At 64.2% G+C, this 21,675-nt stretch carries 22 protein-coding genes; 8 read left to right on the forward strand and 14 right to left on the reverse strand.

The genetic code is table 11. From position 1 onward, the window contains the following. Positions 1-26 precede the first annotated feature (26 nt). The 8 genes from VN634_07590 to VN634_07625 all read left to right on the forward strand — a co-directional run bounded on the left by VN634_07590 (position 27) and on the right by VN634_07625 (position 6,640). Positions 27-275 carry a DNA gyrase inhibitor YacG gene (locus VN634_07590; protein HXC50727.1) on the forward strand — a complete coding sequence of 83 codons (249 nt, stop codon included), beginning with the start codon at positions 27-29 and terminating at the stop codon, positions 273-275. A 113-nt stretch (positions 276-388) separates the two neighbouring features. Beyond that, the gene (locus tag VN634_07595) at positions 389-868 is read left to right on the forward strand and encodes a cytochrome c maturation protein CcmE (protein ID HXC50728.1); all 480 of its coding nucleotides are present in this window, start codon (positions 389-391) and stop codon (positions 866-868) included. Beyond that, on the forward strand, positions 865-2,853 hold the full coding sequence (locus VN634_07600) for a heme lyase CcmF/NrfE family subunit (protein HXC50729.1): 1,989 nt from the start codon (positions 865-867) through the stop codon (positions 2,851-2,853). The genes VN634_07595 and VN634_07600 overlap by 4 nt, the downstream gene beginning before the upstream one ends. Further along, the gene (locus tag VN634_07605) at positions 2,853-3,341 is read left to right on the forward strand and encodes a cytochrome c-type biogenesis protein CcmH (GenBank protein ID HXC50730.1); all 489 of its coding nucleotides are present in this window, start codon (positions 2,853-2,855) and stop codon (positions 3,339-3,341) included. The genes VN634_07600 and VN634_07605 overlap by 1 nt, the downstream gene beginning before the upstream one ends. Next, on the forward strand, positions 3,338-3,715 hold the full coding sequence (locus VN634_07610; GenBank protein ID HXC50731.1) for a hypothetical protein: 378 nt from the start codon (positions 3,338-3,340) through the stop codon (positions 3,713-3,715). Before VN634_07605 ends, VN634_07610 begins: the two co-directional genes overlap by 4 nt. Positions 3,716-3,778: 63 nt before the next feature. Beyond that, complete coding sequence (locus tag VN634_07615) at positions 3,779-5,140, forward strand: glutamate--cysteine ligase (protein HXC50732.1); 1,362 nt, start codon at positions 3,779-3,781, stop codon at positions 5,138-5,140. Between the two features lie 59 nt (positions 5,141-5,199). Then, on the forward strand, positions 5,200-6,006 hold the full coding sequence (locus VN634_07620; GenBank protein HXC50733.1) for a S24 family peptidase: 807 nt from the start codon (positions 5,200-5,202) through the stop codon (positions 6,004-6,006). 214 nt (positions 6,007-6,220) lie between these two features. Next, complete coding sequence (locus VN634_07625) at positions 6,221-6,640, forward strand: hypothetical protein (protein ID HXC50734.1); 420 nt, start codon at positions 6,221-6,223, stop codon at positions 6,638-6,640. A gap of 82 nt (positions 6,641-6,722) precedes the next feature. Here the strand turns inward: VN634_07625 and VN634_07630 are convergent, their stop codons facing one another. The 14 genes from VN634_07630 to mnmE all read right to left on the reverse strand — a co-directional run bounded on the left by VN634_07630 (position 6,723) and on the right by mnmE (position 21,673). Beyond that, positions 6,723-7,640 (reverse strand): L,D-transpeptidase family protein, encoded by a 918-nt coding sequence (locus VN634_07630; protein HXC50735.1) that lies wholly within the window; start codon positions 7,638-7,640, stop codon positions 6,723-6,725. A 77-nt stretch (positions 7,641-7,717) separates the two neighbouring features. After that, positions 7,718-9,763, reverse strand: a complete 2,046-nt coding sequence (locus VN634_07635) for a thioredoxin domain-containing protein (protein HXC50736.1) — start codon at positions 9,761-9,763, stop codon at positions 7,718-7,720. A 70-nt stretch (positions 9,764-9,833) separates the two neighbouring features. Further along, a complete protein-coding gene (atpC, locus tag VN634_07640; GenBank protein HXC50737.1) occupies positions 9,834-10,226 on the reverse strand; it encodes an ATP synthase F1 subunit epsilon in 393 nt (130 codons plus the stop codon). A gap of 2 nt (positions 10,227-10,228) precedes the next feature. Further along, a complete protein-coding gene (atpD, locus tag VN634_07645) occupies positions 10,229-11,635 on the reverse strand; it encodes a F0F1 ATP synthase subunit beta (protein HXC50738.1) in 1,407 nt (468 codons plus the stop codon). Positions 11,636-11,650: 15 nt separating this feature from the next. Next, entirely contained in the window at positions 11,651-12,502 is an 852-nt protein-coding gene (gene atpG / locus VN634_07650; GenBank protein ID HXC50739.1) for an ATP synthase F1 subunit gamma, read from the reverse strand. A gap of 6 nt (positions 12,503-12,508) precedes the next feature. Then, positions 12,509-14,020, reverse strand: coding sequence for a F0F1 ATP synthase subunit alpha (atpA, locus tag VN634_07655; GenBank protein HXC50740.1), 1,512 nt, complete (start codon positions 14,018-14,020; stop codon positions 12,509-12,511). A 68-nt stretch (positions 14,021-14,088) separates the two neighbouring features. Next, positions 14,089-14,622 carry an ATP synthase F1 subunit delta gene (gene atpH, locus VN634_07660; GenBank protein HXC50741.1) on the reverse strand — a complete coding sequence of 178 codons (534 nt, stop codon included), beginning with the start codon at positions 14,620-14,622 and terminating at the stop codon, positions 14,089-14,091. Next, positions 14,619-15,209 carry a F0F1 ATP synthase subunit B gene (gene atpF / locus VN634_07665; GenBank protein ID HXC50742.1) on the reverse strand — a complete coding sequence of 197 codons (591 nt, stop codon included), beginning with the start codon at positions 15,207-15,209 and terminating at the stop codon, positions 14,619-14,621. Before atpF ends, atpH begins: the two co-directional genes overlap by 4 nt. Then, on the reverse strand, positions 15,206-15,643 hold the full coding sequence (locus tag VN634_07670) for an ATP synthase F0 subunit B (protein ID HXC50743.1): 438 nt from the start codon (positions 15,641-15,643) through the stop codon (positions 15,206-15,208). Before VN634_07670 ends, atpF begins: the two co-directional genes overlap by 4 nt. Before the next feature lie 163 nt (positions 15,644-15,806). Continuing rightward, the gene (locus tag VN634_07675) at positions 15,807-16,712 is read right to left on the reverse strand and encodes a ParB/RepB/Spo0J family partition protein (protein HXC50744.1); all 906 of its coding nucleotides are present in this window, start codon (positions 16,710-16,712) and stop codon (positions 15,807-15,809) included. After that, a complete protein-coding gene (locus VN634_07680; GenBank protein HXC50745.1) occupies positions 16,709-17,506 on the reverse strand; it encodes a ParA family protein in 798 nt (265 codons plus the stop codon). The genes VN634_07675 and VN634_07680 overlap by 4 nt, the downstream gene beginning before the upstream one ends. Positions 17,507-17,690: 184 nt before the next feature. Further along, positions 17,691-18,335: a 16S rRNA (guanine(527)-N(7))-methyltransferase RsmG gene (rsmG, locus tag VN634_07685; protein ID HXC50746.1), complete on the reverse strand. Its 645-nt coding sequence runs from the start codon at positions 18,333-18,335 to the stop codon at positions 17,691-17,693. Continuing rightward, positions 18,332-20,200 carry a tRNA uridine-5-carboxymethylaminomethyl(34) synthesis enzyme MnmG gene (mnmG, locus tag VN634_07690; protein HXC50747.1) on the reverse strand — a complete coding sequence of 623 codons (1,869 nt, stop codon included), beginning with the start codon at positions 20,198-20,200 and terminating at the stop codon, positions 18,332-18,334. The genes rsmG and mnmG overlap by 4 nt, the downstream gene beginning before the upstream one ends. A 105-nt stretch (positions 20,201-20,305) precedes the next feature. After that, the gene (mnmE, locus tag VN634_07695) at positions 20,306-21,673 is read right to left on the reverse strand and encodes a tRNA uridine-5-carboxymethylaminomethyl(34) synthesis GTPase MnmE (GenBank protein ID HXC50748.1); all 1,368 of its coding nucleotides are present in this window, start codon (positions 21,671-21,673) and stop codon (positions 20,306-20,308) included. Positions 21,674-21,675 lie beyond the last annotated feature (2 nt).

Here is a 21,675-nt window from a genome sequence, read left to right on the forward strand (position 1 = left end):
TGGACATCGCCGGGCTGCATCCTACGATGACATCCATGCGCTGCCCGACCTGCAAACAGAGCGTGGAGCCCGGGGCGAGGTTCCGCCCGTTCTGCTGCGAGCGCTGCAAGCTGATCGATCTCGGCCGCTGGCTGGACGGTAGCTATGCAATTCCCGGCGAGCCGGCGTCCGACGAGGAACTTTCCGAAGACCTGCTTTCACAGGGTCCACTCGCTCCGCACGAAGAGGACGATACTCCCGGCCGCGACGCGAAGCCGCGACGACATCGCAACTGACGCGTTTTCGCAGCACGGCAGCGCCAAAAATACGCGGAATGCACCCGTTCGTCCCGGTTGTCCGCGGACCTACCCCGCGTTAGGCTCGCGGTCCGCGCACGCGGATCGAACTCATGGGACGCCAGCTCAAATTCATTGCCGGAATCAGCCTCATCATCGCCACGGTCGGCTATCTGGTCTGGACCAGCGTCGATCAAACCAAGATGTACATGATTACGGTGCCGGAGTTTCTGGGGTCCGGCGAGGCGTATGCCAATTCCACGGTACGGATCGCCGGCAAGGTTGCGCCCGGCTCGATGCAGTGGAACTCGACTGCCCGTGACCTGCGTTTCACCGTCGTCGACATGAACGGTCAGCCCGGAGAAGTGAAGGTCCAGTACGAAGGACTTCTTCCCGACATGTTCGCGGAGAATCGCGACGTCGTCGTCGAAGGCTTCTACACCAGCGCCAGCCCGTTCAAGGCCACCAAGGTGATGACGAGCTGCCCGTCCAAATATCAGTCCAAGGACAACGCCAAGGACAATGCCAAGGACGGTGCCAAGGCCGGCACCATGGATAGCGCGAACGGCGCAGGGAATGGCAAGCCGTCATGATCGAAATCGGCACGCTCGCGATCTACCTCGCCCTTGCGACGTGCCTTTGCGCAATCGCAATGTCGATTGCCGGCGCGCAGCGGTCGCGCCGCCGCATGATCGCCAGCGGCGAGCACGCGGCGTATGCGACCTGGGGCCTCGTGCTGGTTGCCGTCGGCGTGATGCTGCACGCGCTTCTCACCAACGATTTCCGGCTGAAGTACGTCGCAGAATACAGCAGCACGACGCTTCCGCTGCGCTACAAGATCACGTCCCTATGGGGAGGGATGGAAGGCTCGCTGCTGTTCTGGTGCCTGCTGCTGACGACGTTCCTGTCGATCTGCCAGTACCAGAACCGCGCACGCAATCGTGCGCTGATGCCGTACGTCACGGCAACCAGCGCCACGGTCGCCGCGTTCTTCCTGTCGCTTCTTGCGTTCATTACCCCGCCGTTCGCGCTGCTTCCGTACGTGCCCGTCGAAGGCACCGACCTGAATCCGCTGCTGCAGAACTACTGGATGCAGATCCATCCGCCGTCGCTCTACCTCGGGTACGTGAGCTGGACGATTCCGTTCGGCTTTGCGATCGCCGCGCTGGTGACGGGACGGCTCGACGACCTGTGGATCCGTACGTCGCGTCGCTGGGTTCTCACCGCGTGGTTCTTCCTGTCGCTCGGCAACCTCTTCGGCGCGCGCTGGGCCTATGAGGTTCTCGGCTGGGGCGGCTACTGGGCGTGGGATCCTGTCGAGAATGCGGCGTTCATGCCGTGGCTGACGGGGACCGCGTACCTGCACTCGGTGATGATCCAGGAACGCAAGGACATGCTGAAGGTCTGGAACATGGCCCTCATCATCATCACGTTCTCGCTGACGATCTTCGGCACGTTCCTGACCCGGTCCGGCGTGATCTCGTCCGTCCATTCGTTTACGCAGTCCGGGCTCGGGCCGTATTTCATGGGCTTTCTCTGCCTGATCCTGGCGGTCAGCTCGGGGCTGCTCATCTGGCGCCTGAAGGAGCTCAGGCCGCGGCACAACCTCGACAGCCTGCTGTCGCGTGAGTCCGCGTTCCTGTTCAACAACCTGCTCCTCGTCAGTATCGCGTTCGTTACGCTCTGGGGCACGATCTTCCCGGTGCTTTCCGAGGCCGTCCGCGGCATCAAGATCACCGTCGGTCCGCCGTTCTTCAACCTCGTCAACACGCTGCTCGCGATTCCGCTGCTTCTGCTGATGGGCATCGGGCCGCTGATCGCATGGCGGCGGGCATCGATGCGACACCTGCGCGACGTTTTCCTCGTGCCGGCGGGGTTCGGGCTGGTCGCCGGACTGGCGGCTTTCGCGCTCGGAATGCGGTCGATGTCGGCGGTGCTGGTCGTCAGCTTCGCGGCGTTCGTGCTGTTCACGGTCGTGTCCGAATTTCACAACGGCGCACGCGCGCGCATGTCGATGGTCGGCGAAGGATACGGCACCGCGCTTCGCGGGCTGCTGCGCAAGAACCAGCGGCGCTACGGCGGCTATATCATCCACGTCGGCATCGTCTTCATGTTCCTCGGCATCACGATGTCTTCGGTCTACCGGGTCGAAGAGCTGCACACGGTCAAGAAAGGCGAGGAGTTCACCGTGTCCGGCTATACGCTTCGTTACGAAGACTGGCGCGGCGAAGACGATCCGCACCTCCAGAAGCTGATTGCGACGCTGCACGTCTCCGAGGGCGGCCGCGAGATTGCCACGCTCCAACCCGAGAAACGCTTCTACAAACGGCCGGAGCAGCCCGCGACCGAGATCGCTCTTCGTTCGACGATGAAGGACGACCTCTACGTCGTGCTCGGTACGCTCGAGAAAGACGGCACGGCGACGTTCCAGGTTTACGTCAACCCTCTCGTCTGGTGGCTCTGGTTCGGCGGGTTCGTTCTCGTGCTCGGAACCGGCGTCGCCGCGTTCCCTGTACGGCGCGTCGTCGAGCGCGAGCGCGCGAGGGAAACCGCTGCCGTCCACGGCCCGGTTCGTTGATGGCGCGTCTCCGGCTGTCGGTAGCCCTTGCCGCAATCCTGGTTGGACTCTCCTCGTGGACGCCGGCGTTCGGCGTTTCGACCGTCACCCAGCGCGAGATCGAAGAGAGCCTCACGTGCCAGTGCGGTTGCGGGCTGACGGTTGCGTCGTGCAATCACCTCGAATGCGGCTTCGCCGTTCCGGTGCGCAAGCATATCGCCGAAGCGCTCGCCGCAGGCCAGACAGCCGATCAGATCCTCGACTACTACAAGAAGGAATACGGCGAGAAAGTGCTCTCGTCGCCCGTCGCCGAAGGATTCAACCTCCTCGCATGGATCGGGCCGCTCGTCGCCATTGTCACGGCTGCGATCGCCATGTTCGCGTACTTCCGCCGGCGCAGGGTTGCTGCGGCGCCGCCGTCGAACGTCGCTGCGACCCCGGCGGCGGTCGAAGTCGCCGACAGCCGGCTCGCTCAGCTCCGGCACGAAGTGGAGGACCTGGAACGGTGACGGTGGTTTTTGCGATCGTGCTGATCCTGGCTGTCGCCGCATTCGTGATCTCTCCGCTTCTCGCTCGAGACGGGGAGACGGTGGCGGAGGCTCCGGGCCGTCGCGGAGAGCTGTGGGCCAGGGAGAAGGCGGTGGCGGTGCTGGCCATCACCGAAGCCGATTTCGATCGCGCGACCGGCAAGCTGAGCGACGACGACTACCGCGTGCTGCGCACCGACTACGAAGGCCGGGCCCTCCACGCGATGGACGAAATGGACAAGCTGGACTCCGGCCCCGCCGAAGGTCCGGTCCGGTTCTGCGCGGGATGCGGATCGCCGTTTTGCGACTCCGATTCATTCTGCGGCTCGTGCGGCCGGCGTCGTTTTGCCGCCTGAGCCGCCCGCGGCGGCGGCATGGCAATGCGAAAGTCTCTCCTGTAGCGTCCGGCGCGAATTTCCATGGCAGTCAGCAGCAATTCCTCTCCGCTCGTCACGAGCATCGATGAGCTCGAAGCGACCTTCCACGCGGGCGGCAAACCGCGCGACGCGTGGCGGATCGGCGTAGAGTACGAAAAGCCGGTCGTGGACGCGGTGACCGGCGAGGCCGTGCCGTACGAGGGCGAACGCGGAATCGGACGCGTCCTGGAATCGCTGCGGGACCGGTTTCCTCCGTGGAAGCCGGTTTACGAGGACACGAGCGTCATCGCGCTCGAGGATGGGCTGTCGTCGATCACGCTCGAACCGGGCGGCCAGCTCGAGATGTCGGGCCAGCAGTGCGACTCGCTGCACTGCGCGTATGAAGAGCTCCGGCGGCACGTACGCGAGATCCTCGCGGTCGGTGACGACCTCGGCATCCGCTTCCTCGGCCTCGGCATCGTTCCCAAGACGCCGCTCGAGCGCATTCCGTGGATGCCCAAGCAGCGTTACAGGATCATGCGCGAAATCATGGGCCGGACGGGGACTCTCGGTCGGCGCATGATGGGCCAGACTGCGACGGTGCAGGGCAATTTCGACTATTCGGACGAAAAGGACGCGCTCCGCAAGATGCGCGTGTCGCTCGCGCTCGGACCGATGCTGGTCGCGATCTCGGCAAATTCTCCGATCGTCGACGGCGCGCCGACCGGTTTTCAGAGCTTCCGCGCGCACATCTGGACCGATACGGATCGCGATCGTTGCGGATCGCTACCGTTCGTCTTCCAGACCGATTCGCTGTTCCGCGCCTACACCGAATACGCCCTGGACGTGCCGATGTATTTCATCTGGCGCGACGGACGTTATGTCGAGGTCGGCGGGATGAGCTTCCGCAAGTATCTCGAGAACGGGCATGCGGGCGAGCGTGCGACCATCGCCGACTGGACGATGCACCTGACCACGCTGTTTCCCGAGGTGCGGCTGAAGTCGTACATCGAAGTGCGTTCCGCGGACAGCCAGCCGGTCGATCTGATGCTGGGAACGCCGGCGCTCATGAAAGGAATCTTCTACGACGAGGACTGCCTCGACGCGGCGTGGGACGTAGTGCGAAGCTGGGCGCCGTCGAACCTTCCGGAGCTTCATGAAAACGCCGCTCGCAACGGGCTTGCGGGGCGCGCCGGCCGCATGACGCTCGGCGATTACGCGAACGAGATCGTCAGCATCGCCCGCAGCGGGCTCGCGCGTCAGGCACAGCGCAACGGCGAGGATCGTGACGAGGCAATCTATCTCGACGAGCTGGCCGACAACGTGCAGCAGAGACGCAATCCCGCGACGTCGATCATCGAGCGCTGGGAAGGGGAATGGGGGCGAAGCATCGACAGGCTGATCCAGGGGACGTCCTATCGATAGCCGCGCCGCGGCCTTAAAAAGCGCCTTGCCTTTCGTTTTTCTTTCGCTATGCTCAATCCATGGTTGACGCGCCCGCACATGCTCCATCCGAGCGGAAAGCCTGTCGGCAAAGTCGCCGTCCCGACCCTGCCCCGACCCTCGCAACAGCTCCCGAAGGCCTGTCACCCCGGCGCGTAGAACGCTGGCTCGACCTGCCTCCGGGAGCATGGCAGCGGCGGCGGCTCTATGCCTTGCGGGTCAAAGGAACGGCGTTTGAAGGGCTGGGGTTCCGCCGCGGCGACTTCGTGATCGTCGAGCCCGGCGCCAGGCAGCAGCCCGGAACCATTGTCGTCACGCGCAGCCAGCTCGGAGTGTCGCTGAAGCGCGTGGCTTCCCATTCGACCCGTCCCTCGGCCGGCGATCGCCGAATGCCTACGGTGCTCGAGCTTCCGCTTCGCGATCGGTCCGCGGAGATCTCCGAGCATATCGTGGGCTCGGTCATCGGGCGCCTGCGGGCGACCGGTACAGGTGCACTGCGGCCCGTTGCCCTTTACAGCGCGCGACCGAAAAAGCGCGGAGAACCCCGCGACGCAACGCCGGATCGCAGCGCCGCGCCCACAAACGCGGACCTCTCGCCCGATACTCTCGGACGGCTCCATGACCAGTGGCAGAAATGGCTGCGGACGAGGCGCGAATCGGGCGAATCGATGGCAGAAGAGCTCGAGCGCTGGGACCGGCTCGACGGATCGCTCGCCGCGTTGTGCGAATGTCTGGCGAGGACGCATAATACTGAGCTCCGCGCGGCGTTGCTCGATGAAGCGGCGACGCTCACAGCTACAGCGGTCGGCGAAATGCGTAGATATTCCAACTATCCATTTTTGCAGTAGAAGTTGCGTACCTGATCATTGCCGACCCTGTTCCGGCGGCCGCGCTTTGACCGGTTTTCGCCCCCCGACACAGGTGAAATAAGAATCGCTAACTCTCTAGGGGATTTTATTTCATGCGCGTGAATCTTCCATCGCGAGCGGCCGGTGTGTTATATGACGCTCCGCATCAGGCACTTCGGGCTTGAATGCTTTGTCCGTCAAGTGAGGGATCATCATGGCAGACCGATTTGTAAACCTTTTCGAGCCGGACACTTTGTTGCCGGCACAATACTTTGCTGCCTTTGCCCGCGAGGGCGGTCTGGTTCGTGAGCGTCGCCTGATGCTCGCGGTCCTTCAGGACGCCGTCGAGTGTTACCAGAAATACGCGCTGGCTCGTGACCCACGGGGCCGGCTTCTTTTCGAGGATGCGCAGGAGTGGATCGAGTCCGGCGAACGGGAATGGGCCTTCGCCTATGAGAACATCTGCGAGGTCCTCAGCCTGAACGCCGAATACATTCGACGCGGGCTTTCCAAGTGGCGTCAACAGCGTGGACCCGTTCGGCGTTCCGCTGCGAAGATCGTACCTCTGTCAGAGCGCCGTGCACTCGGCGAGCTGATCGAGCTCGGCGAGCAGGAGTTGCAGCAGGCCTCGTAGCTCAGGCTGCGATGCGAAAACCCGAAGCCCGGCTTCTAACGAGGCCGGGCTTCTTTTTTGCCAGGCTTCTGTCTTGAACGGATCAGTTCGCGGTCGCAGTCGGCCCCGCGACCCATCCCACGTCGGTCGGCACACCGGTTCTGGCTTCGATCGTCGCTTCGAGCAGCTCCGGGTCGACCTCCGCAGACCATCCCCGCTTTGCGATCAGCTGCATCGCCGTCTTGTAGAGCGCCGGCTCGAATCCGTAGATGTCGTCGTGGACTTCGACCAGCACGCGGCCGTTGTGTTTGCCGACTTTGACCGGCTGGTAGACGAACGCGCCCGCCGTCCCCACTTCGATCATCGGGAACAGGGTCGCGATGTCTTCATTGTAAAGGCGAAGACATCCGTGGCTGACCAGCATCCCGACTCCCCATTCCTTGTTGCTGCCGTGAAGCCCGTAGGTCGGCAGAGTCAGCTCGAGGCGATACTTGCCGAGCGGATTGTCGGGACTGCCGCCCGGAATCGAATGCTCGCTGAAACCGTTCTCCTGGATACGCTCCTTGCGGATCGTCTCCGGGATCACCCACGTCGGATTGACGGTTTTTCCGCGTACCCGAAAGCTGCCCTGCGGCGTCTTCCAGTCCTCGCGGCCGAGTCCGACCGGGACCGTGATCACACGGCTTCCATGATCGCGGAAGTAGTACAGGCGCATCTCCGGGATGTTCAGCACCAGACCATCCCGCGGTGCGTCCGGAACAAGCCATCGGCTTGGAATGACGAGCGGCTCCTCGCGCTTCGGAATCCACGGATCGGAGTTGCGATTGGCGGCGATGACCTCGTTGTAGCCGAGGTCGAACTGCTCCCCGATTTCGAGAAACGTCTCGCCCTGGCGCGGTACCAGCGAAGTTGCCGTGCCGATCAGCCAGCTTGCCGGGGTAATCGCGTAGGCAGGAAGGTCGCGGGGGCTGGCCTGCATCCCGAGCGGTTCGGGATCGGCCAGGGCTGCGAGAGGAAGCATGACACAAAGCGCTCCGGCGACCGTCCAGGAGAGATCGCAGCAGAGAAAGGTTCTGCCCGACGACGAAGTCCTTCTGCTCATTTCGCCTGCGCCGCGCCCTGTCGAAGAGCCCGTCTCAGCTCGCGCTCCTCGACGATCGGCATCGTACACGTCGTGCCTTCGCAAATGTATGCCGCAGCACCCTCCGCTGGCGGTTTCTTTCCGCGCAGCGCGGAGGCCAGCGACCCGTCGTCAGCGTGGTCGAGCGCAATCACGGTGCTTCCCGGATCGAAAACGAGTCGTGCTGCCCGCGCGAGCCGGCGACGCGCCGACTCTTCGCCCACCACCACAACCGTTTTCAATCCACGCCGATAGCGCGCGGCAACGGTCAGGATCAAGCCTGCTCCGTATGGACGGGCGGCGGCTTCGGGAAGAAATCTCTCGAGCACGCCCTCACCGGCAGCGCGGTAACGCTCCTCGCCGGTGAGCGTCCACAGGCGCAGCAGCAGCTCGGCCGCCACCGAATTGCCGGACGGCACGGCGCCGTCATGAAGGTCGCATGTCCTGGCCACGAGCTTCTCGCCCGTCGAAGCGGTGAAGAAGAATCCGCCGGCGTCGCGGTCGCAAAACTCGGCGAGCAGACGGTCGGCACAGAAAATCGCCGTCTCCAGATGCTCTCCCGCAGGATCGGCGGCGAAAAGATCGAGGCACGCCCGCCCGAAGAATGCGTAGTCGTCAAGGAACGCGGGGATTCTCGCGGCGCCGCCGGCGTGGATGTGCTGCAGTCCGCGGGCATCGATCATCGCGCTGCGGATGAAACGTGCGGCGCGAGCTGCGGCGGCGAGGATGTCGTCGCGGTCGAGGATCGTCGCGCCGGACGCCATCGCGCTGATCATCAGGCCGTTCCAGTCCGCGACGATCTTGCGATCAGTCCCGGGCGGGACACGCGAGCTTCGGCGGGCCAGAAGCTCTGCGCGGGCGGCGGCAAGGCCACGCTCGTCGACGCGCCCGGCCGCCCGGCGCGCGGGGCGATGAAGGATGTTGCGCCCTTCGAAGTTGCCGTCGTCGGTGACGCCGTACTCCTCGCAGAAGATCCGCGCGCGCTCGGGGCCGAGCACATCGACGATTTCGGATTTGGTCCAGACGAAGAACTTGCCCTCTTCGCCTTCGGAATCCGCGTCCTGCGCGGAGAAGAACCCGCCGTCGGGCGACGTCATCTCGCGCGTGACGTAATCGAAAATCTCGAGCGCGACGTTTGCGTAGTCCCGGTCGTCGAAGAAACGAAAAGCCTCGACGTAGAGTGCCGCCAGAAGTGCCTGGTCATAGAGCATCTTCTCGAAATGCGGGACCAGCCAGGTGCGATCGACCGAATAGCGGTGGAATCCGCCTCCGAGATGATCGCGAATGCCGCCGCCCGCCATCGCGTCGAGCGAAGTCCGGACAAGCTCGCGAAACTGCCCGCTGTCCGAGGCTGCTTCGGCCTCCATCATCAGCTCGAGCGACATCGTTCCCGGAAACTTCGGAGCCCGCCCGAACCCGCCGTACTCGGCGTCCATGAGCGGGACCAGCGCCTCGGCAGCACCAACCAGCAGGTCGCCGGACTCCGGAATGTCCGCGGGTTCCCTCGGCGCAGACGCCGCGAGGAAATCGACCATGCGCGCCGCACTCTCGTCGACGTCGCTGCGCTTCTCCGAATAGGCGTTCGCCACGCCGAGCAGAACGCGCGGGAACCCGGGCATGCCGCTGCGGTCCTCGGGTGGAAAGTAGGTCCCGGCGTAAAACGGCTGGGCGTCGGGTGTCAGGAACACCGTCATTGGCCATCCGCCGCGACCCGTCATTCCCTGCAGGGCCTTCATGTAGATGTGGTCGAGGTCGGGGCGTTCCTCGCGATCCACCTTGATGCAGACGAAGTGGCGGTTCATGAGCGACGCGATCTCGTCGTTCTCGAAACACTCGCGCTCCATCACGTGGCACCAGTGACAGGCGGAGTAACCGATGCTCAGAAGGATCGGCCGGTCAAGACTCCTGGCCAGAGCAAGTGCTTCCTCGCCCCACGGAAACCAGTCCACCGGATTCGAGGCATGCTGGAGAAGATAGGCGCTCGACTCGGACGCGAGCCGGTTGCGGTGCGGCGAATGGTCCATCGATCGCACGTTATAGGCGCGATCGAACAGCGTTACGACAAGGCCTGCGGCCCCACCTACGCCTGATCGTCTATCGGGTGCTTGCCGACGACCGCGCTTCGGCGAGCGCAAGCTCGCGAAGAAGCCGCTCTGTGACTTCGGCGCTTTCGGCGCCTCGGGAGAGCTCTTCCTGAACCCGTGCCGCGTCTGCGCGTGCGGCCTCGACGTCGACTTCTTCCGGAAGCTGAGCGTCGTCGGCGAGCACGGTGATCACGTCCTGACGAACCTCGGCGTAACCGCCGCTGATGACCACACGCTTTCGGGTGCCGTCTTCGACGTACGTGACGATGCCCGGCTTGAGGCTGCCGAGAAATGCCACGTGCTGCGGAAGGACGCCGAATTCGCCTTCGGTGCCTGGCGCGACGAAGTCGCTGACCTCGGCGTCAACGACCGGCCGCAGCGGAGTGATGATGCGGAGCCTCATGCTCAGGACGCCATTTTCCTGGCTTTCGCGATCGCTTCCTCGATGGTTCCCACCATGTAGAAGGCCTGCTCGGGGAGGTCGTCGTGCTGTCCGGCGAGCAATTCCTTGAACGCGCGGATCGTATCCTCGCGCTTCACGTACGCGCCGGGTGTTCCGGTAAACGCTTCGGCGACGTGGAACGGCTGCGACAGGAATCGCTGAACCTTTCGCGCTCTGGCGACGAGCATCTTGTCGTCTTCCGAAAGCTCGTCCATGCCGAGAATCGCGATGATGTCCTGCAGATCCTTGTAGCGCTGGAGGATCATCTGCACGTCGCGCGCGACGTTGTAGTGATCCTGGCCGACGATGTTCGGATCGAGGATCCGCGACGTCGAGTCGAGCGGATCGACGGCCGGATAGATTCCGAGCTCGGCGATCTGGCGCGACAGAACGGTGGTGGCGTCAAGATGCGCGAATGTGGTGGCGGGGGCAGGATCGGTAAGATCGTCGGCCGGGACGTAAATGGCCTGCACCGACGTGATCGAGCCTTTGGTCGTCGTCGTGATCCGCTCCTGCAGCGTGCCGAGGTCGGTGGCGAGCGTCGGCTGGTAGCCGACGGCGGACGGCATGCGTCCGAGCAGCGCCGACACTTCCGAGTTCGCCTGCGTGAACCGGAAGATGTTGTCGATGAACAGGAGAACGTCCTTGCCTTCGGTGTCGCGGAAATATTCGGCGCAGGTCAGCGCCGTCAGTGCGACACGGGCGCGCGCTCCGGGCGGCTCGTTCATCTGGCCGAACACGAGAGCGGCCTTGTCGATGACGCCCGACTCCTTCATCTCGTGCCAGAGATCGTTGCCTTCACGGGTTCGCTCGCCGACGCCGCCGAACACCGAATAGCCGCCGTGCTGCTGCGCGACGTTGTTGATCAGCTCCATGATGATGACGGTCTTGCCGACGCCGGCGCCGCCGAAGAGGCCGATCTTTCCACCTTTCGCGTACGGGCAAAGAAGGTCGACGACCTTGATGCCGGTTTCGAACGCTTCGACTCCCGTCGCCTGCTCGGTAAATGCAGGAGCCTCGCGGTGAATCGGAAGATACGTGTCGGTCTTGACCGCCGGACCGCCATCCACGGGCTGGCCGATGACGTTGATGATGCGCCCGAGGACCGCCGCGCCCACCGGCGCGAGGATCTTGTCGCCGGTATCCTTGACCGCAGCCCCGCGAACGAGACCCTCGGTCGAATCCATCGAGATCGTTCGCACGGTGTTCTCACCGAGATGCGACGCGACTTCGAGAACGAGGTTGTCCGGCTTGTCGTCGATGGCGTCGTTCGTCACGGTCAGCGCGTTGAGAATCGGCGGCACCTGGCCGGCGGGAAACTCCACGTCGACGACTGCACCGATGACCTGCGTGATATGCCCAGTTCCCATGATCGTTTGAACTCCTTAGCCCTTGAGCGCTTCCGCGCCGCCCACGATTTCCATGAGCTCGGTCGTGATCGTTGCCTGACGCGCGCGGTTCATCTGCAGCGTGAGGCGTTCGATCATGTCGGATGCGTTTCGCGTTGCACTGTCCATTGCCGTCATGCGGGCGCCATGCTCGCTCGCGGTCGACTCGAGGAACGCCTGAAAAATCTTGGTGTCGACGTATCGCTCCAGAAGGGTGCCGAGCAGCTCGGCAGCCTCCGGTTCGAACAGGTATTCGGCGTTTCCCTCGGTTTCTGCAGAGCGCTCCACGGGAAGCAGCTGCTCGCGCACGGGGAACTGCGAAATCGCGGAACGGAATTTGGATGACACGAGGTGGACGCTTCCCACCTCGTGCTCGCGAAACCGTTTCGACACGAGCGCGGCCACTTCGCGCGCAAGAGCCAGCGTGTACGGCTGGTTGATGAAGTGCGCAGTGATCCGCTGCGGATAGTGCCTGCGAAAGTAGTCGTCGCCGCGGCGGCCGCAGGCGACGACGGTTGCACCCTGTCCGGCCTCGGAGCGCAGAAAGATCTCCGCGGTCTTGATGAGGTTGGTGTTGTAGCCGCCGCACAGGCCGCGATCCGAGGTGACCACGACGAGCTCGGCCGGCTTGGCTGCGCCCGGCTCCAGGAAGGGATGGGATCCGTCGCCCGCGCTCGCGGCGACGCTCGCGAGCAGCTCGTTCAGCCGCGTCCCGTACGGGCGTGCCTTTTCCGCAGCCTCCTGCGCACGGCGAAGCTTGGCCGCGGAGACCATCTTCATCGCCTTCGTGATCTGCTGCGTGCTGCGGACCGAAGCGATGCGCTTGCGTGTTTGCTTTAGATTCGGCACGGCTCGTTATGCGCCAAAAACGCCTTTGAATTCATTCAACACGGCAGTCAGCTTCGCCTTGACGTCGTCGTTCAGCTCTTTCTTCTCGCGGATCAGCTTGAACAGATCCTGGTGCGAACGGTCGAGGAAGCTCGTCAGCTCTTCTTCGTAGCGCCGGATGTTCTTGACGTCGACGTTGTCGATGAACCCGTTGGTCGCTGCGAACAGGATCACGATCTGCTGTTCGACCGACTGCGGAACGTACTGGCCCTGCTTGAGCACTTCGACGAGCCGCTGTCCGCGCGAAAGCATGCGCTGCGTGGACGCGTCGAGATCCGACCCGAACTGCGCAAACGCGGCCATCTCGCGGTACTGCGCGAGGTCCAGTCGAAGCGTGCCGGCGACCTGCTTCATCGCCTTGATCTGCGCCGATCCGCCGACTCGCGAAACCGAAAGGCCGACGTTCACGGCCGGGCGTACGCCCGAATAGAACAGGTCGGTTTCGAGGTAGATCTGGCCGTCGGTGATCGAGATGACGTTGGTCGGAATGTACGCGGACACGTCGCCGGCCTGCGTCTCGATGATCGGAAGCGCGGTCAGCGACCCTCCGCCCTCGGCGTCGCTCATCTTCGCGGCGCGTTCGAGAAGCCGGGAGTGCACGTAGAACACGTCGCCGGGATACGCCTCGCGGCCGGGCGGACGGCGCAGCAGCAGCGAGAGCTGACGGTACGCAACGGCCTGCTTCGAAAGATCATCGTAAATGATCAGTGCGTGACGGCCGCTGTCGCGGAAGTACTCGCCCATGGTGACGCCGGTATACGGCGCGATGAACTGAAGCGGCGCAGACTCCGACGACGTCGCGGCAACGACGATCGTGTACTCCATCGCGCCGTGCTTCTTCAGCCGGTCGACGACCTGGGCCACGGACGAACGCTTCTGTCCGATCGCGACGTAGATGCAGACGACGTCTCCGCCCTTCTGGTTGATGATGGTGTCGATCGCGATCGCGGTCTTTCCGGTCTGGCGATCGCCGATGATCAGCTCGCGCTGGCCGCGACCGATCGGAATCATCGAATCGATGGCCTTGACTCCGGTCTGCATCGGCTGCTTGACCGGCGCGCGCGACACGATGCCGGGCGCCTTGATCTCGATGCGGCGGCGATGCGGCGTCTTGATCTCGCCGAGCCCGTCGATCGGCTGTCCAAGTGCGTTGACGACGCGCCCGAGCAGCGCCTCGCCCACCGGGACGTCGGCGATGCGGCCGGTACGGCGCACTTCTCCACCTTCGCGAACCTTGTCGGGGTCGGCAAAGACCGCCGCGCCGACGTTGTCTTCCTCGAGGTTGAGGACCATGCCCTGTACGCCGCCCTCGAACTCCAGCAGCTCACCGGCGGCTGCGCGCTCGAGGCCGTGGATGCGCGCGATGCCGTCGCCGGTCGCCAGAATGCGACCGGTCTCGCGAACCTCGACCTCCCGGCCGAAGTCGCGGATCTGCTGTTTGATGAGATCGCTGATCTCGGAAGCCTTGATCTGCTGCACCGAATTCCTCCAGACTCTTTACGCTTTTCAGGAGCCGGCGTTTGACGCGGCGGCTTCCAGCGGCCGGCTCAGCCGGCCATCTGGCGCTCCAGTCGCGCCAGCTGTGTACGAACACTACCGTCGTAGACTCGACCTTCGGTCTCGACTGTCACTCCTCCGAGGAGCGAGGGGTCCACTTCCGCGGTGTCGACGACCTTTCGGCCCGTGATTGCTTCGAACTTTTTACCGAGCGCCGTCCGCTCGTCCGCCGAAAGCGGAAAGGCGCTGCGAATGCGCGCGCGGACGCGGCCCGCCGCTGCGTCCTCGAGCTTCTCGTAGGTCTCGCGGATTCTTGGAAGCTGGTCGAGGCGGTCGTTGGCGGCGAGCACACCGAGAAAGCGGCCGAGCAATGAGTCGCCGCCGACACGCAGACCCAGCGCCTTCGCGAGCTGCTGCCTCTGCTCCTCGGTGAGCAACCCGGGAGAGAGCGATCCTTCGTCCAGGCTCGAGACGGCAGAGGCGAGCTCCGTCAGCGAGACGCCCACGGCTTCGACTTCGCCGGCTTCGGTCGCCAGCTCGAACAGGGCTTTGCCGTATCTGCGGCCTACGGATCCCGGCGTCACTGCTTTGCCACTCCCTCGACGAATTCCTTGACCAGGCGCGCGCGGTCGGCATCCGTCAGTCGCGCTTCGACCTCTTTTTCAGCCAGTTCCGCAGCGAGTCTGGCCGCTTCGGCCCGAAGCTCTCGGCGCGCACGGGCAAGATCATGTTCGGCCTGGCGCTCTGCCTCGGTGCGAAGCCTGGCGGCCGCTGCTTCCGCGTCGCGAAGCGACTTCTCGCGATCCGCGACGGCACCCTGGCGGATCTCTTCGAGCATGCGGCGTCTGGTTTCCTCCAGCGCGGCTTCCTTCGCAGCGTACTCGGACCGGATCGCGTCGGCTTCGCGGCGAGCCTGCTCGGCCGCGGCCATCGCATCGGCGACCTCTTTGTGGCGGCTGGCGAGAAAGTCGCGAAGTGCAGGCCACGCATACCGGTACATGAGGAACAGGAAGATGAGGAAGTTGACGGTCGAGAACCCGAGCGACAGCCATGCCTCCGAGCTCGACGAGTCTTCGTGGCCGTGCTCGGCGGCGAACGATAAGGGCTCGCTGCCCGACAGCACCGCTGCGGCAAGCGCCGCACGCATTCCGTTTCGTGTCAGTCGCGTCATCGCGCCGCCTGGCCGCCGAGAATCGCGGTTACCATCGTTTCGGCCATCGCGCGGGCTTCGCCCTTGAGCGACACGCGGGCATCCTCGGTCGCCTTTGCGACCTGCGTGCGCAGCTCGGCAAGCCGCTCGGCTGCTTCGTGCTGGGCTTTGTGGAACAGCGCATCGGCTTCGTCGCGCGTCGTCGCGCGAATCGCTTCGACTTCCGTATTCGCGCTCGCGCGCGCCTTGGCGAGCTCGGCGTCGAGGTGGGAGAGAAGAGAATTCACTTCTGCGCGCGACGCCGCTGCAGCCGCAATGTCGCCCGTCGTTCTTGCGTCGCGCTCGGCGAGCAGCTCGATGAACGGGGCAAACAGCAGACGGCTCAGCACCAGGAACAGGACGAGGAATGTCCCGAGCTGAATGAAGAACGTAAAGTCAGGCGGTAAAGTCAGCATCTCGGGATGCGGCCGTAGTCCTTGCGGTGATTTGCTCCCGAGAAACGCGGGCGTCACCCGAGCCGTGCGTGCGAGCATTCATCGCGCGCATCGAATGCGGAAAGGGCGAGTGAACTTCCCGGCGAGCGGCTTTCGCTACCATCGCACTACCGGGTTGTCAAAGTTAGCCGGACTCTCTCGACGACAGAAGATCGATTAGACGCATTAATTCTTCTTGCGAGTAGTACTCAATTTCGATCCGGCCTTTTTTCATTCCGCCGCGGAAGCGAACTTTGGTTCCGAGCATACGGCTGAGCTTCATTTCGACTGGTCCTGCCGATCGTTTGTCGGCCGGTTTCGACGCGCCGGCCGGATGCTTGTCGTCCGGCTCGAGCCACTCGCGCACGAGTTGCTCCGTCTCTCGTACGGAGAGCGCGCGGCGTACCACCGATTGCATGCCTTCGATCTGGCGCGTCGCGGTCGGCAACGCGAGGAGGGAGCGAGCGTGGCCCTCGGTGATCAGACCCTGTTCCATCGCATCGAGGACCGGCGACGGCAGGCCGAGAAGTCGAAGCGTATTGGTGACGGCTGTGCGGGATTTTCCGACCTTCTTCGCAATGTCGTCCTGAAGCATCCCGTGGGTCTGAAGGAGCCGCTCGTAAGCGCGCGCGCGCTCGAGCGGTCCGAGGTCCTCGCGCTGAAGATTCTCGACGAGTGCGAGCTCGAGCATCTCGCTGTCGGACGTGGTCTCGCGGATCACGACCGGAACCTTTTCCAGGCCAGCGCGCACAGCGGCGCGAAGACGCCGCTCACCCGCGATGAGCTCGTAGCTGCCCCCGAGATCTTTGACGACGAGCGGCTGCAGAATCCCGTTCTCGCGAATCGACGCTGCGAGCTCATCGAGTTGCTCATCAGCGAATATGCGTCGCGGCTGCCCGCGGCCGGCAACGACGCGTTCGACGTGCACCAGCAGTGGTTTCCCTTTTTGTTCGCCCTGAGGAACGGGGCCCGGGCGGGATTCAGCCGAATCCTTCATATTGACGGGCCCGCCGAGAATTGCGTCGAGCCCGCGTCCGAGAGGTTGTCTCATTCTGGCGCCTCCATCTGGGTTTGCTCGGCCGTCGTGGCGGTAAGCGCTGCGACTTCGCGTGCGGCGTTCCGATAGGCGATGGCCCCGAGCGAAGTCGGATCGTAGAGCACGACCGGAAGCCCGTAGGACGGGCTCTCGCTGATCCTGATATTGCGGGGGACCATCGCGCGCAGCACCTTGTCGCCGAAGTATTCGCGGACCTGGCGCGCTACCTGTCGATTGAGCGATGTCCTGGCGTCATACATCGTCAGCACGATGCAGAGGATTCGCAGATCCGGGTGGAACGATGAGCGCACCCGTTCGAGAGTATCCACGAGCGCACCGAGTCCCTCGAGTGCATAGAACTCGCACTGCAGGGGAACGACCACGGCATCGGCGGCGCAGAGCGCGTTGAGCGTGAGCATGCCGAGGGACGGCGGACAATCGATCAGGATGTAGTCGTAGCTCCCACGAAGGGTGTCGAGCTGCTGCCGGAGGCGCGCATGCCGGTCTTCGTATGTGACCAGCTCGACTTCGGCGCCTGCGAGGTCGCGAGTACCGGTCATCAGCGACAAGCGATCGATGCTCGTCGCCCGGACCGCTTCCGAAGCAGCGATCTCGCCGATCAGGACTTCGTAGCTCGAAGTACCCTTGACGGGCGTTTCGCCAAGACCGCTCGAGGCGCTGCCCTGGGAATCGAGATCGATGATCAGAACCCGGGATCCGTCTAGCGCGAGGGATGCGCCCAGGTTGACCGTAGTCGCGGTTTTCCCCACCCCGCCTTTCTGGTTGGCCACCGCCAGCGTCAGGCCCATCTCACCGCCACTCCACGCCAAACAGTTACCATGCTGACGGTGGGAACGCGAAACGGCCGTCGCACAGCCTCGCAACGTTTCACGTGAAACGTCATCGGCGGGGGCGTCGCGATCCAGGTTTCACGTGAAACCTGGATCGCCGGCGACCTTGCCGCGGAAGTGTGCGGACGACGGCGAGCGTGAATCAGCTATGCGGTCGGAAGCTGATGATCGTCCTGGGCTCATCCCCGCCGGGCAGCACGAATCTCTTCTCGTCAGAAGCGATGAACTCCGAAGTGCGCTGGAGCTCGCTCAAAAAGTCGGCGGTGGGGTCGGCCATCAACATAACGACTTGGCCGTCGTCGCGGACGAGCTCGCCGGCAATCTGGAGAAATTCGTGGGGAGGGCGGAATGCACGAGAGATCACGGTGGGGTAACGGTGATCTCGCGAAAGGTCCCGTATATCCGACTGCACGATCTCGACGTTCGTCAGTCGCAGGAGCCGGGAGGTTTCCGAAAGAAAGCTGCACCGTTTGCGGTTGGATTCGACGAGCACGAACCGGACGGCCGGGAGGACGACCGCAAGGACCAACCCGGGAAGCCCCGCGCCGGTGCCGATATCCAGACAGGGCCCGGTCCTGACGAACGGACGAGCAGCGAGAGAATCGAGGAGGTGCAGGCGGACCGCATTCTCACGCGGGATCGTCGTCAGACCCGCCAGCCGGTTCCAGATGTAGATCTGATCAAGGAAAGTCAGAAGGGCCGAGGTCTGTGCAGCGTCAAGCTCGGCTCCGAGCTCGCGCGATCCGGCCTCCAGCAGCTCGCGATCGCGGGCGTGCGGCCCGGTCATGCCGAATGGCGCCTCTTCAGATAGATCGCGATCGCGCTGAGCGCAGCGGGCGTAATGCCGCTGATCCGTCCTGCCTGACCGAGGGTTTCCGGACCGATTCGCCGCAGCTTTTCGGTCGCTTCTGCCGACAGGCCTTCGATGGCGGAATAGTCGATTCCGGTGGGAATCCTCGCCGCTTCGAGCCCCGAGATCCGCGCGACGTCGTCGTGCTGTCGCTGGATGTAGCCGTCGTACGACGCTTCGATCTCGATCTGTCGTTCGACGTCGGCGTCGTATCGCTCGATTCCCGGGATCACCGATGCGACGACGTCATAGGTCATTCCGGGCCGTCGCAGAAGGTCGTATGCCGTCCCGGGAGACGAAATCGGCGACTCGCCGGCTGCGCTCAGGCGGCTCTGCGTCCCGGCATCGGACTTGAGCCGGAGCGATTGCAGGCGTCGGAGACCGTCCGAGATCGCGCTTTCTTTGCGGCGAAGCCGTCTGGTCCTGTCCGGCCCGAGCAGCCCGAGCCGGCCGGCCGCCGCACCGAGGCGGCGGTCTGCGTTGTCTTCCCGAAGCAGCAGCCGGTACTCGGCGCGCGACGTGAACATACGGTAGGGTTCGCCATCCACCCCTCGCGTGACGAGGTCGTCGATCAATACGCCGAGGTATGCCTCGGCTCGCGAGAAGATCAGCGCCGGCTCGCCGCGGACTGCGAGTGACGCATTGATGCCGGCCATCAGGCCCTGCGCCGCTGCTTCCTCGTAGCCGGTGGTTCCGTTGATCTGGCCGGCCAAGAACAGACCGGGCAGTGTCTTCACTTCCAGCGAGGGCCGTAGCTGCGTCGGAATCACGTAGTCGTATTCGATCGCGTACCCCGGCCGCACGATCACCGCGTCTTCAAGCCCCTCGATCGTTCGAACGAAGCGGCGCTGCACGTCGAGCGGCAGGGAAGTCGACAGACCGTTCGGATAGACCTCGACAGTCTCCAGTCCCTCCGGCTCGAGAAAGATCCGATGACGGTCGCGATCCGGGAACTTCATGACCTTGTCTTCGATGGACGGACAGTAGCGCGGTCCTCGCGAGCTGATCGTCTTGTTGTAAATAGGTGATTTATCTATTGATTCTCGAATAACGCTATGCGTCTCGAGATTCGTATAGGTCAGATGGCAGGAAACTTGGCGAAGCGGCGGCGGCGCTCCATCGAACGAAAACCCCTCCGGAGACGGATCACCGGGCTGTTCCTCCAGCCGCGAGTAATCGATCGTGCGCGCGTCGAGGCGAGGACAGGTTCCGGTCTTGAGTCTGCCGGTAGCGAGGCCTGCTCGCTCGAGAGCCGCCGTAAGGCCGATCGCGGCGCGGTCTCCAACTCGTCCTCCGCTCTGCTGGCTCGCGCCGACGTGGATGAGGCCATTCAGAAAGGTTCCAGTCGTCAGGATGACAGCGGATGCGCGCAGCACGTCACCGTGCTCGGTGACGACTCCCGTGACGCGGCCGTCTTCGATCACCAGATCGACGGCCTGCGACTGGCGCGCCGTGAGGTTGCCCGTGCACTCGACGATCCGCTTCATCCGCTGGCGATAGAGCGCCTTGTCGGCCTGGGCGCGCGACGCCTGCACGGCGGGACCCTTGCGCGTGTTGAGCTTGCGAAACTGGATCCCGCACTCGTCGATCGCGCGTCCCATCTCGCCGCCGAGCGCATCGATCTCCCGCACCAGATGGCCTTTGCCGATGCCGCCGATGGCCGGATTGCACGACATCTGCCCGATGCCGTCGAGGTTCATCGTCAGCAGCGCCGTCGAATGGCCCATGCGGGCGGTGGCAAGAGCGGCTTCGATGCCGGCGTGTCCCGCACCGACGACGATGACGTCGAAACGCTCGCTCATCGCATCCGCCCGCTCATCGTATCCGCTTCGCTCCTCGGATCCGCTTCGCTCCTCGGATCCGCTTCGCTCATGGCATCCGCTTCGCTCATTGCATCCAGTTCCTTCTCACTTGCCGATGCAGAACTCGGAGAATATCCGGTCGAGCACCTCCTCGTTGTCGAGCGGCAGACGTATGGCGGCCAGCTCAGCCAGAGCTCCGCGCAGCTCGATTGCCGCCAGATCGCACATTTCTTCCGAGGCCGCCAGATCGCGGGCGCGTTGCAGCGGCAGCAGCATTCTTTCCAGCGCCGCGCGGTGCCGGATCCGGCTGATCCCGGGCGCATCGTTTTCAAGCCTGCGCCGCGCCAGCGCCGTCAATCTTTCGACGAGCTCGTCGCAGCCCTGGCCTGTCACTGCGCTGGTCACGACGACGCTGGCGCCGGCCCATCGTTCGCCGCCGGGACCAGCGGCCAGGCCCAGGTCGCATTTGTTCAGCAGCACGATGCTGTCGGTATCGCCGTCCGCCGCGAGTTTCACGTCGGACACCGATTGCGAACCGTCGAGCACGTGAACGCAGATATCGGCCTCTTCGAGCGTCGCGTGCGCGCGACGGATGGCTTCGGCTTCGGCGCCGCCCGGTGCGTCGCGGATTCCGGCGGTGTCGACCAGCACGAACGCGATGCCGCCGAGATCGACGACCTCTTCGACCACATCGCGGGTCGTCCCCGGCTCGTCCGATACGATCATGCGCCCGCTGCCGAGCAGACGGTTGACGAGGCTCGATTTGCCCGCGTTCGGTCGTCCCGTGAACACGACCCGAAAACCGTCACGCTGGCGTCGCGACGCCGCAAAGCCGTCAAGCAGCTTGCCTGCACGCTCGAGCACCAGCTCGATGGTACGACTGCGACGGTCGAGATCCGGGTCCGGCAGCTCGTCGTCGGTGAAATCGGCCTGCGCTTCGATGTCGGCAAGAACGGCGATCAGCGACGTGCGAAGCTCCTCGAGCTCACTCGAGAGCGCACCTTGGAGCTGGCGCCACGCGCTCCGTGCGCCCGCCGCCATGCGCGCGTGGATCAGGTCGGCAATCGCTTCGGCCTGAAGAAGATCGAGCTTGCCGTTGAGCACCGCTCTCCGGGTGAACTCGCCGCGCTCCGCCGCCCTCGCGCCCGCTGCAATCGCACTGGCCACGATCTGCTCGACGACGACCGGAGAGCCGTGACTATGGACTTCGAACGTGTCCTCGCCGCTGAAGGAAAATGCGGCGGGAAAAAAGACGCCGAGCACCTGGTCGATCGACGACGAGCCGTCCGCGCCGAGAACCGTGCCGAGACGCATCTTCCAGGGTTCTATGGGGCCCGGTGTCGCAGGCACGAATATGCGACCTGCGATCGCGAGACTGTCGGTGCCGCTCCAGCGAACGATCGCGATCGCACCTCGTCCGGCGGCCGTCGCACAGGCGACGATCGTGTCGGCGCGATACAGGCTCCTGGACAACG

The organism is Candidatus Limnocylindrales bacterium (assembly GCA_035571835.1).
Classification (GTDB): Bacteria; Desulfobacterota; Binatia; order UBA1149; family CAITLU01; genus DATNBU01.

What these genes read in the sequence shown, in the direction of transcription:
- VN634_07605 (HXC50730.1), top strand. Translation starts at nt 2,853, where the DNA reads ATGGCGCGTCTCCGGCTGTCGGTAGCCCTTGCCGCAATCCTGGTTGGA.
- VN634_07620 (HXC50733.1), top strand. Translation starts at nt 5,200, where the DNA reads ATGGTTGACGCGCCCGCACATGCTCCATCCGAGCGGAAAGCCTGTCGG.
- VN634_07625 (HXC50734.1), top strand. Translation starts at nt 6,221, where the DNA reads ATGGCAGACCGATTTGTAAACCTTTTCGAGCCGGACACTTTGTTGCCG.
- VN634_07670 (HXC50743.1), bottom strand. Translation starts at nt 15,643, where the DNA reads ATGCTGACTTTACCGCCTGACTTTACGTTCTTCATTCAGCTCGGGACA.
- atpF (HXC50742.1), bottom strand. Translation starts at nt 15,209, where the DNA reads ATGACGCGACTGACACGAAACGGAATGCGTGCGGCGCTTGCCGCAGCG.
- VN634_07635 (HXC50736.1), bottom strand. Translation starts at nt 9,763, where the DNA reads ATGGACCATTCGCCGCACCGCAACCGGCTCGCGTCCGAGTCGAGCGCC.
- mnmG (HXC50747.1), bottom strand. Translation starts at nt 20,200, where the DNA reads ATGAGCGAGCGTTTCGACGTCATCGTCGTCGGTGCGGGACACGCCGGC.
- atpD (HXC50738.1), bottom strand. Translation starts at nt 11,635, where the DNA reads ATGGGAACTGGGCATATCACGCAGGTCATCGGTGCAGTCGTCGACGTG.
- atpC (HXC50737.1), bottom strand. Translation starts at nt 10,226, where the DNA reads ATGAGGCTCCGCATCATCACTCCGCTGCGGCCGGTCGTTGACGCCGAG.
- VN634_07680 (HXC50745.1), bottom strand. Translation starts at nt 17,506, where the DNA reads ATGGGCCTGACGCTGGCGGTGGCCAACCAGAAAGGCGGGGTGGGGAAA.
- VN634_07615 (HXC50732.1), top strand. Translation starts at nt 3,779, where the DNA reads ATGGCAGTCAGCAGCAATTCCTCTCCGCTCGTCACGAGCATCGATGAG.
- VN634_07590 (HXC50727.1), top strand. Translation starts at nt 27, where the DNA reads ATGACATCCATGCGCTGCCCGACCTGCAAACAGAGCGTGGAGCCCGGG.
- VN634_07675 (HXC50744.1), bottom strand. Translation starts at nt 16,712, where the DNA reads ATGAGACAACCTCTCGGACGCGGGCTCGACGCAATTCTCGGCGGGCCC.
- VN634_07600 (HXC50729.1), top strand. Translation starts at nt 865, where the DNA reads ATGATCGAAATCGGCACGCTCGCGATCTACCTCGCCCTTGCGACGTGC.
- VN634_07630 (HXC50735.1), bottom strand. Translation starts at nt 7,640, where the DNA reads ATGCTTCCTCTCGCAGCCCTGGCCGATCCCGAACCGCTCGGGATGCAG.
- VN634_07595 (HXC50728.1), top strand. Translation starts at nt 389, where the DNA reads ATGGGACGCCAGCTCAAATTCATTGCCGGAATCAGCCTCATCATCGCC.
- rsmG (HXC50746.1), bottom strand. Translation starts at nt 18,335, where the DNA reads ATGACCGGGCCGCACGCCCGCGATCGCGAGCTGCTGGAGGCCGGATCG.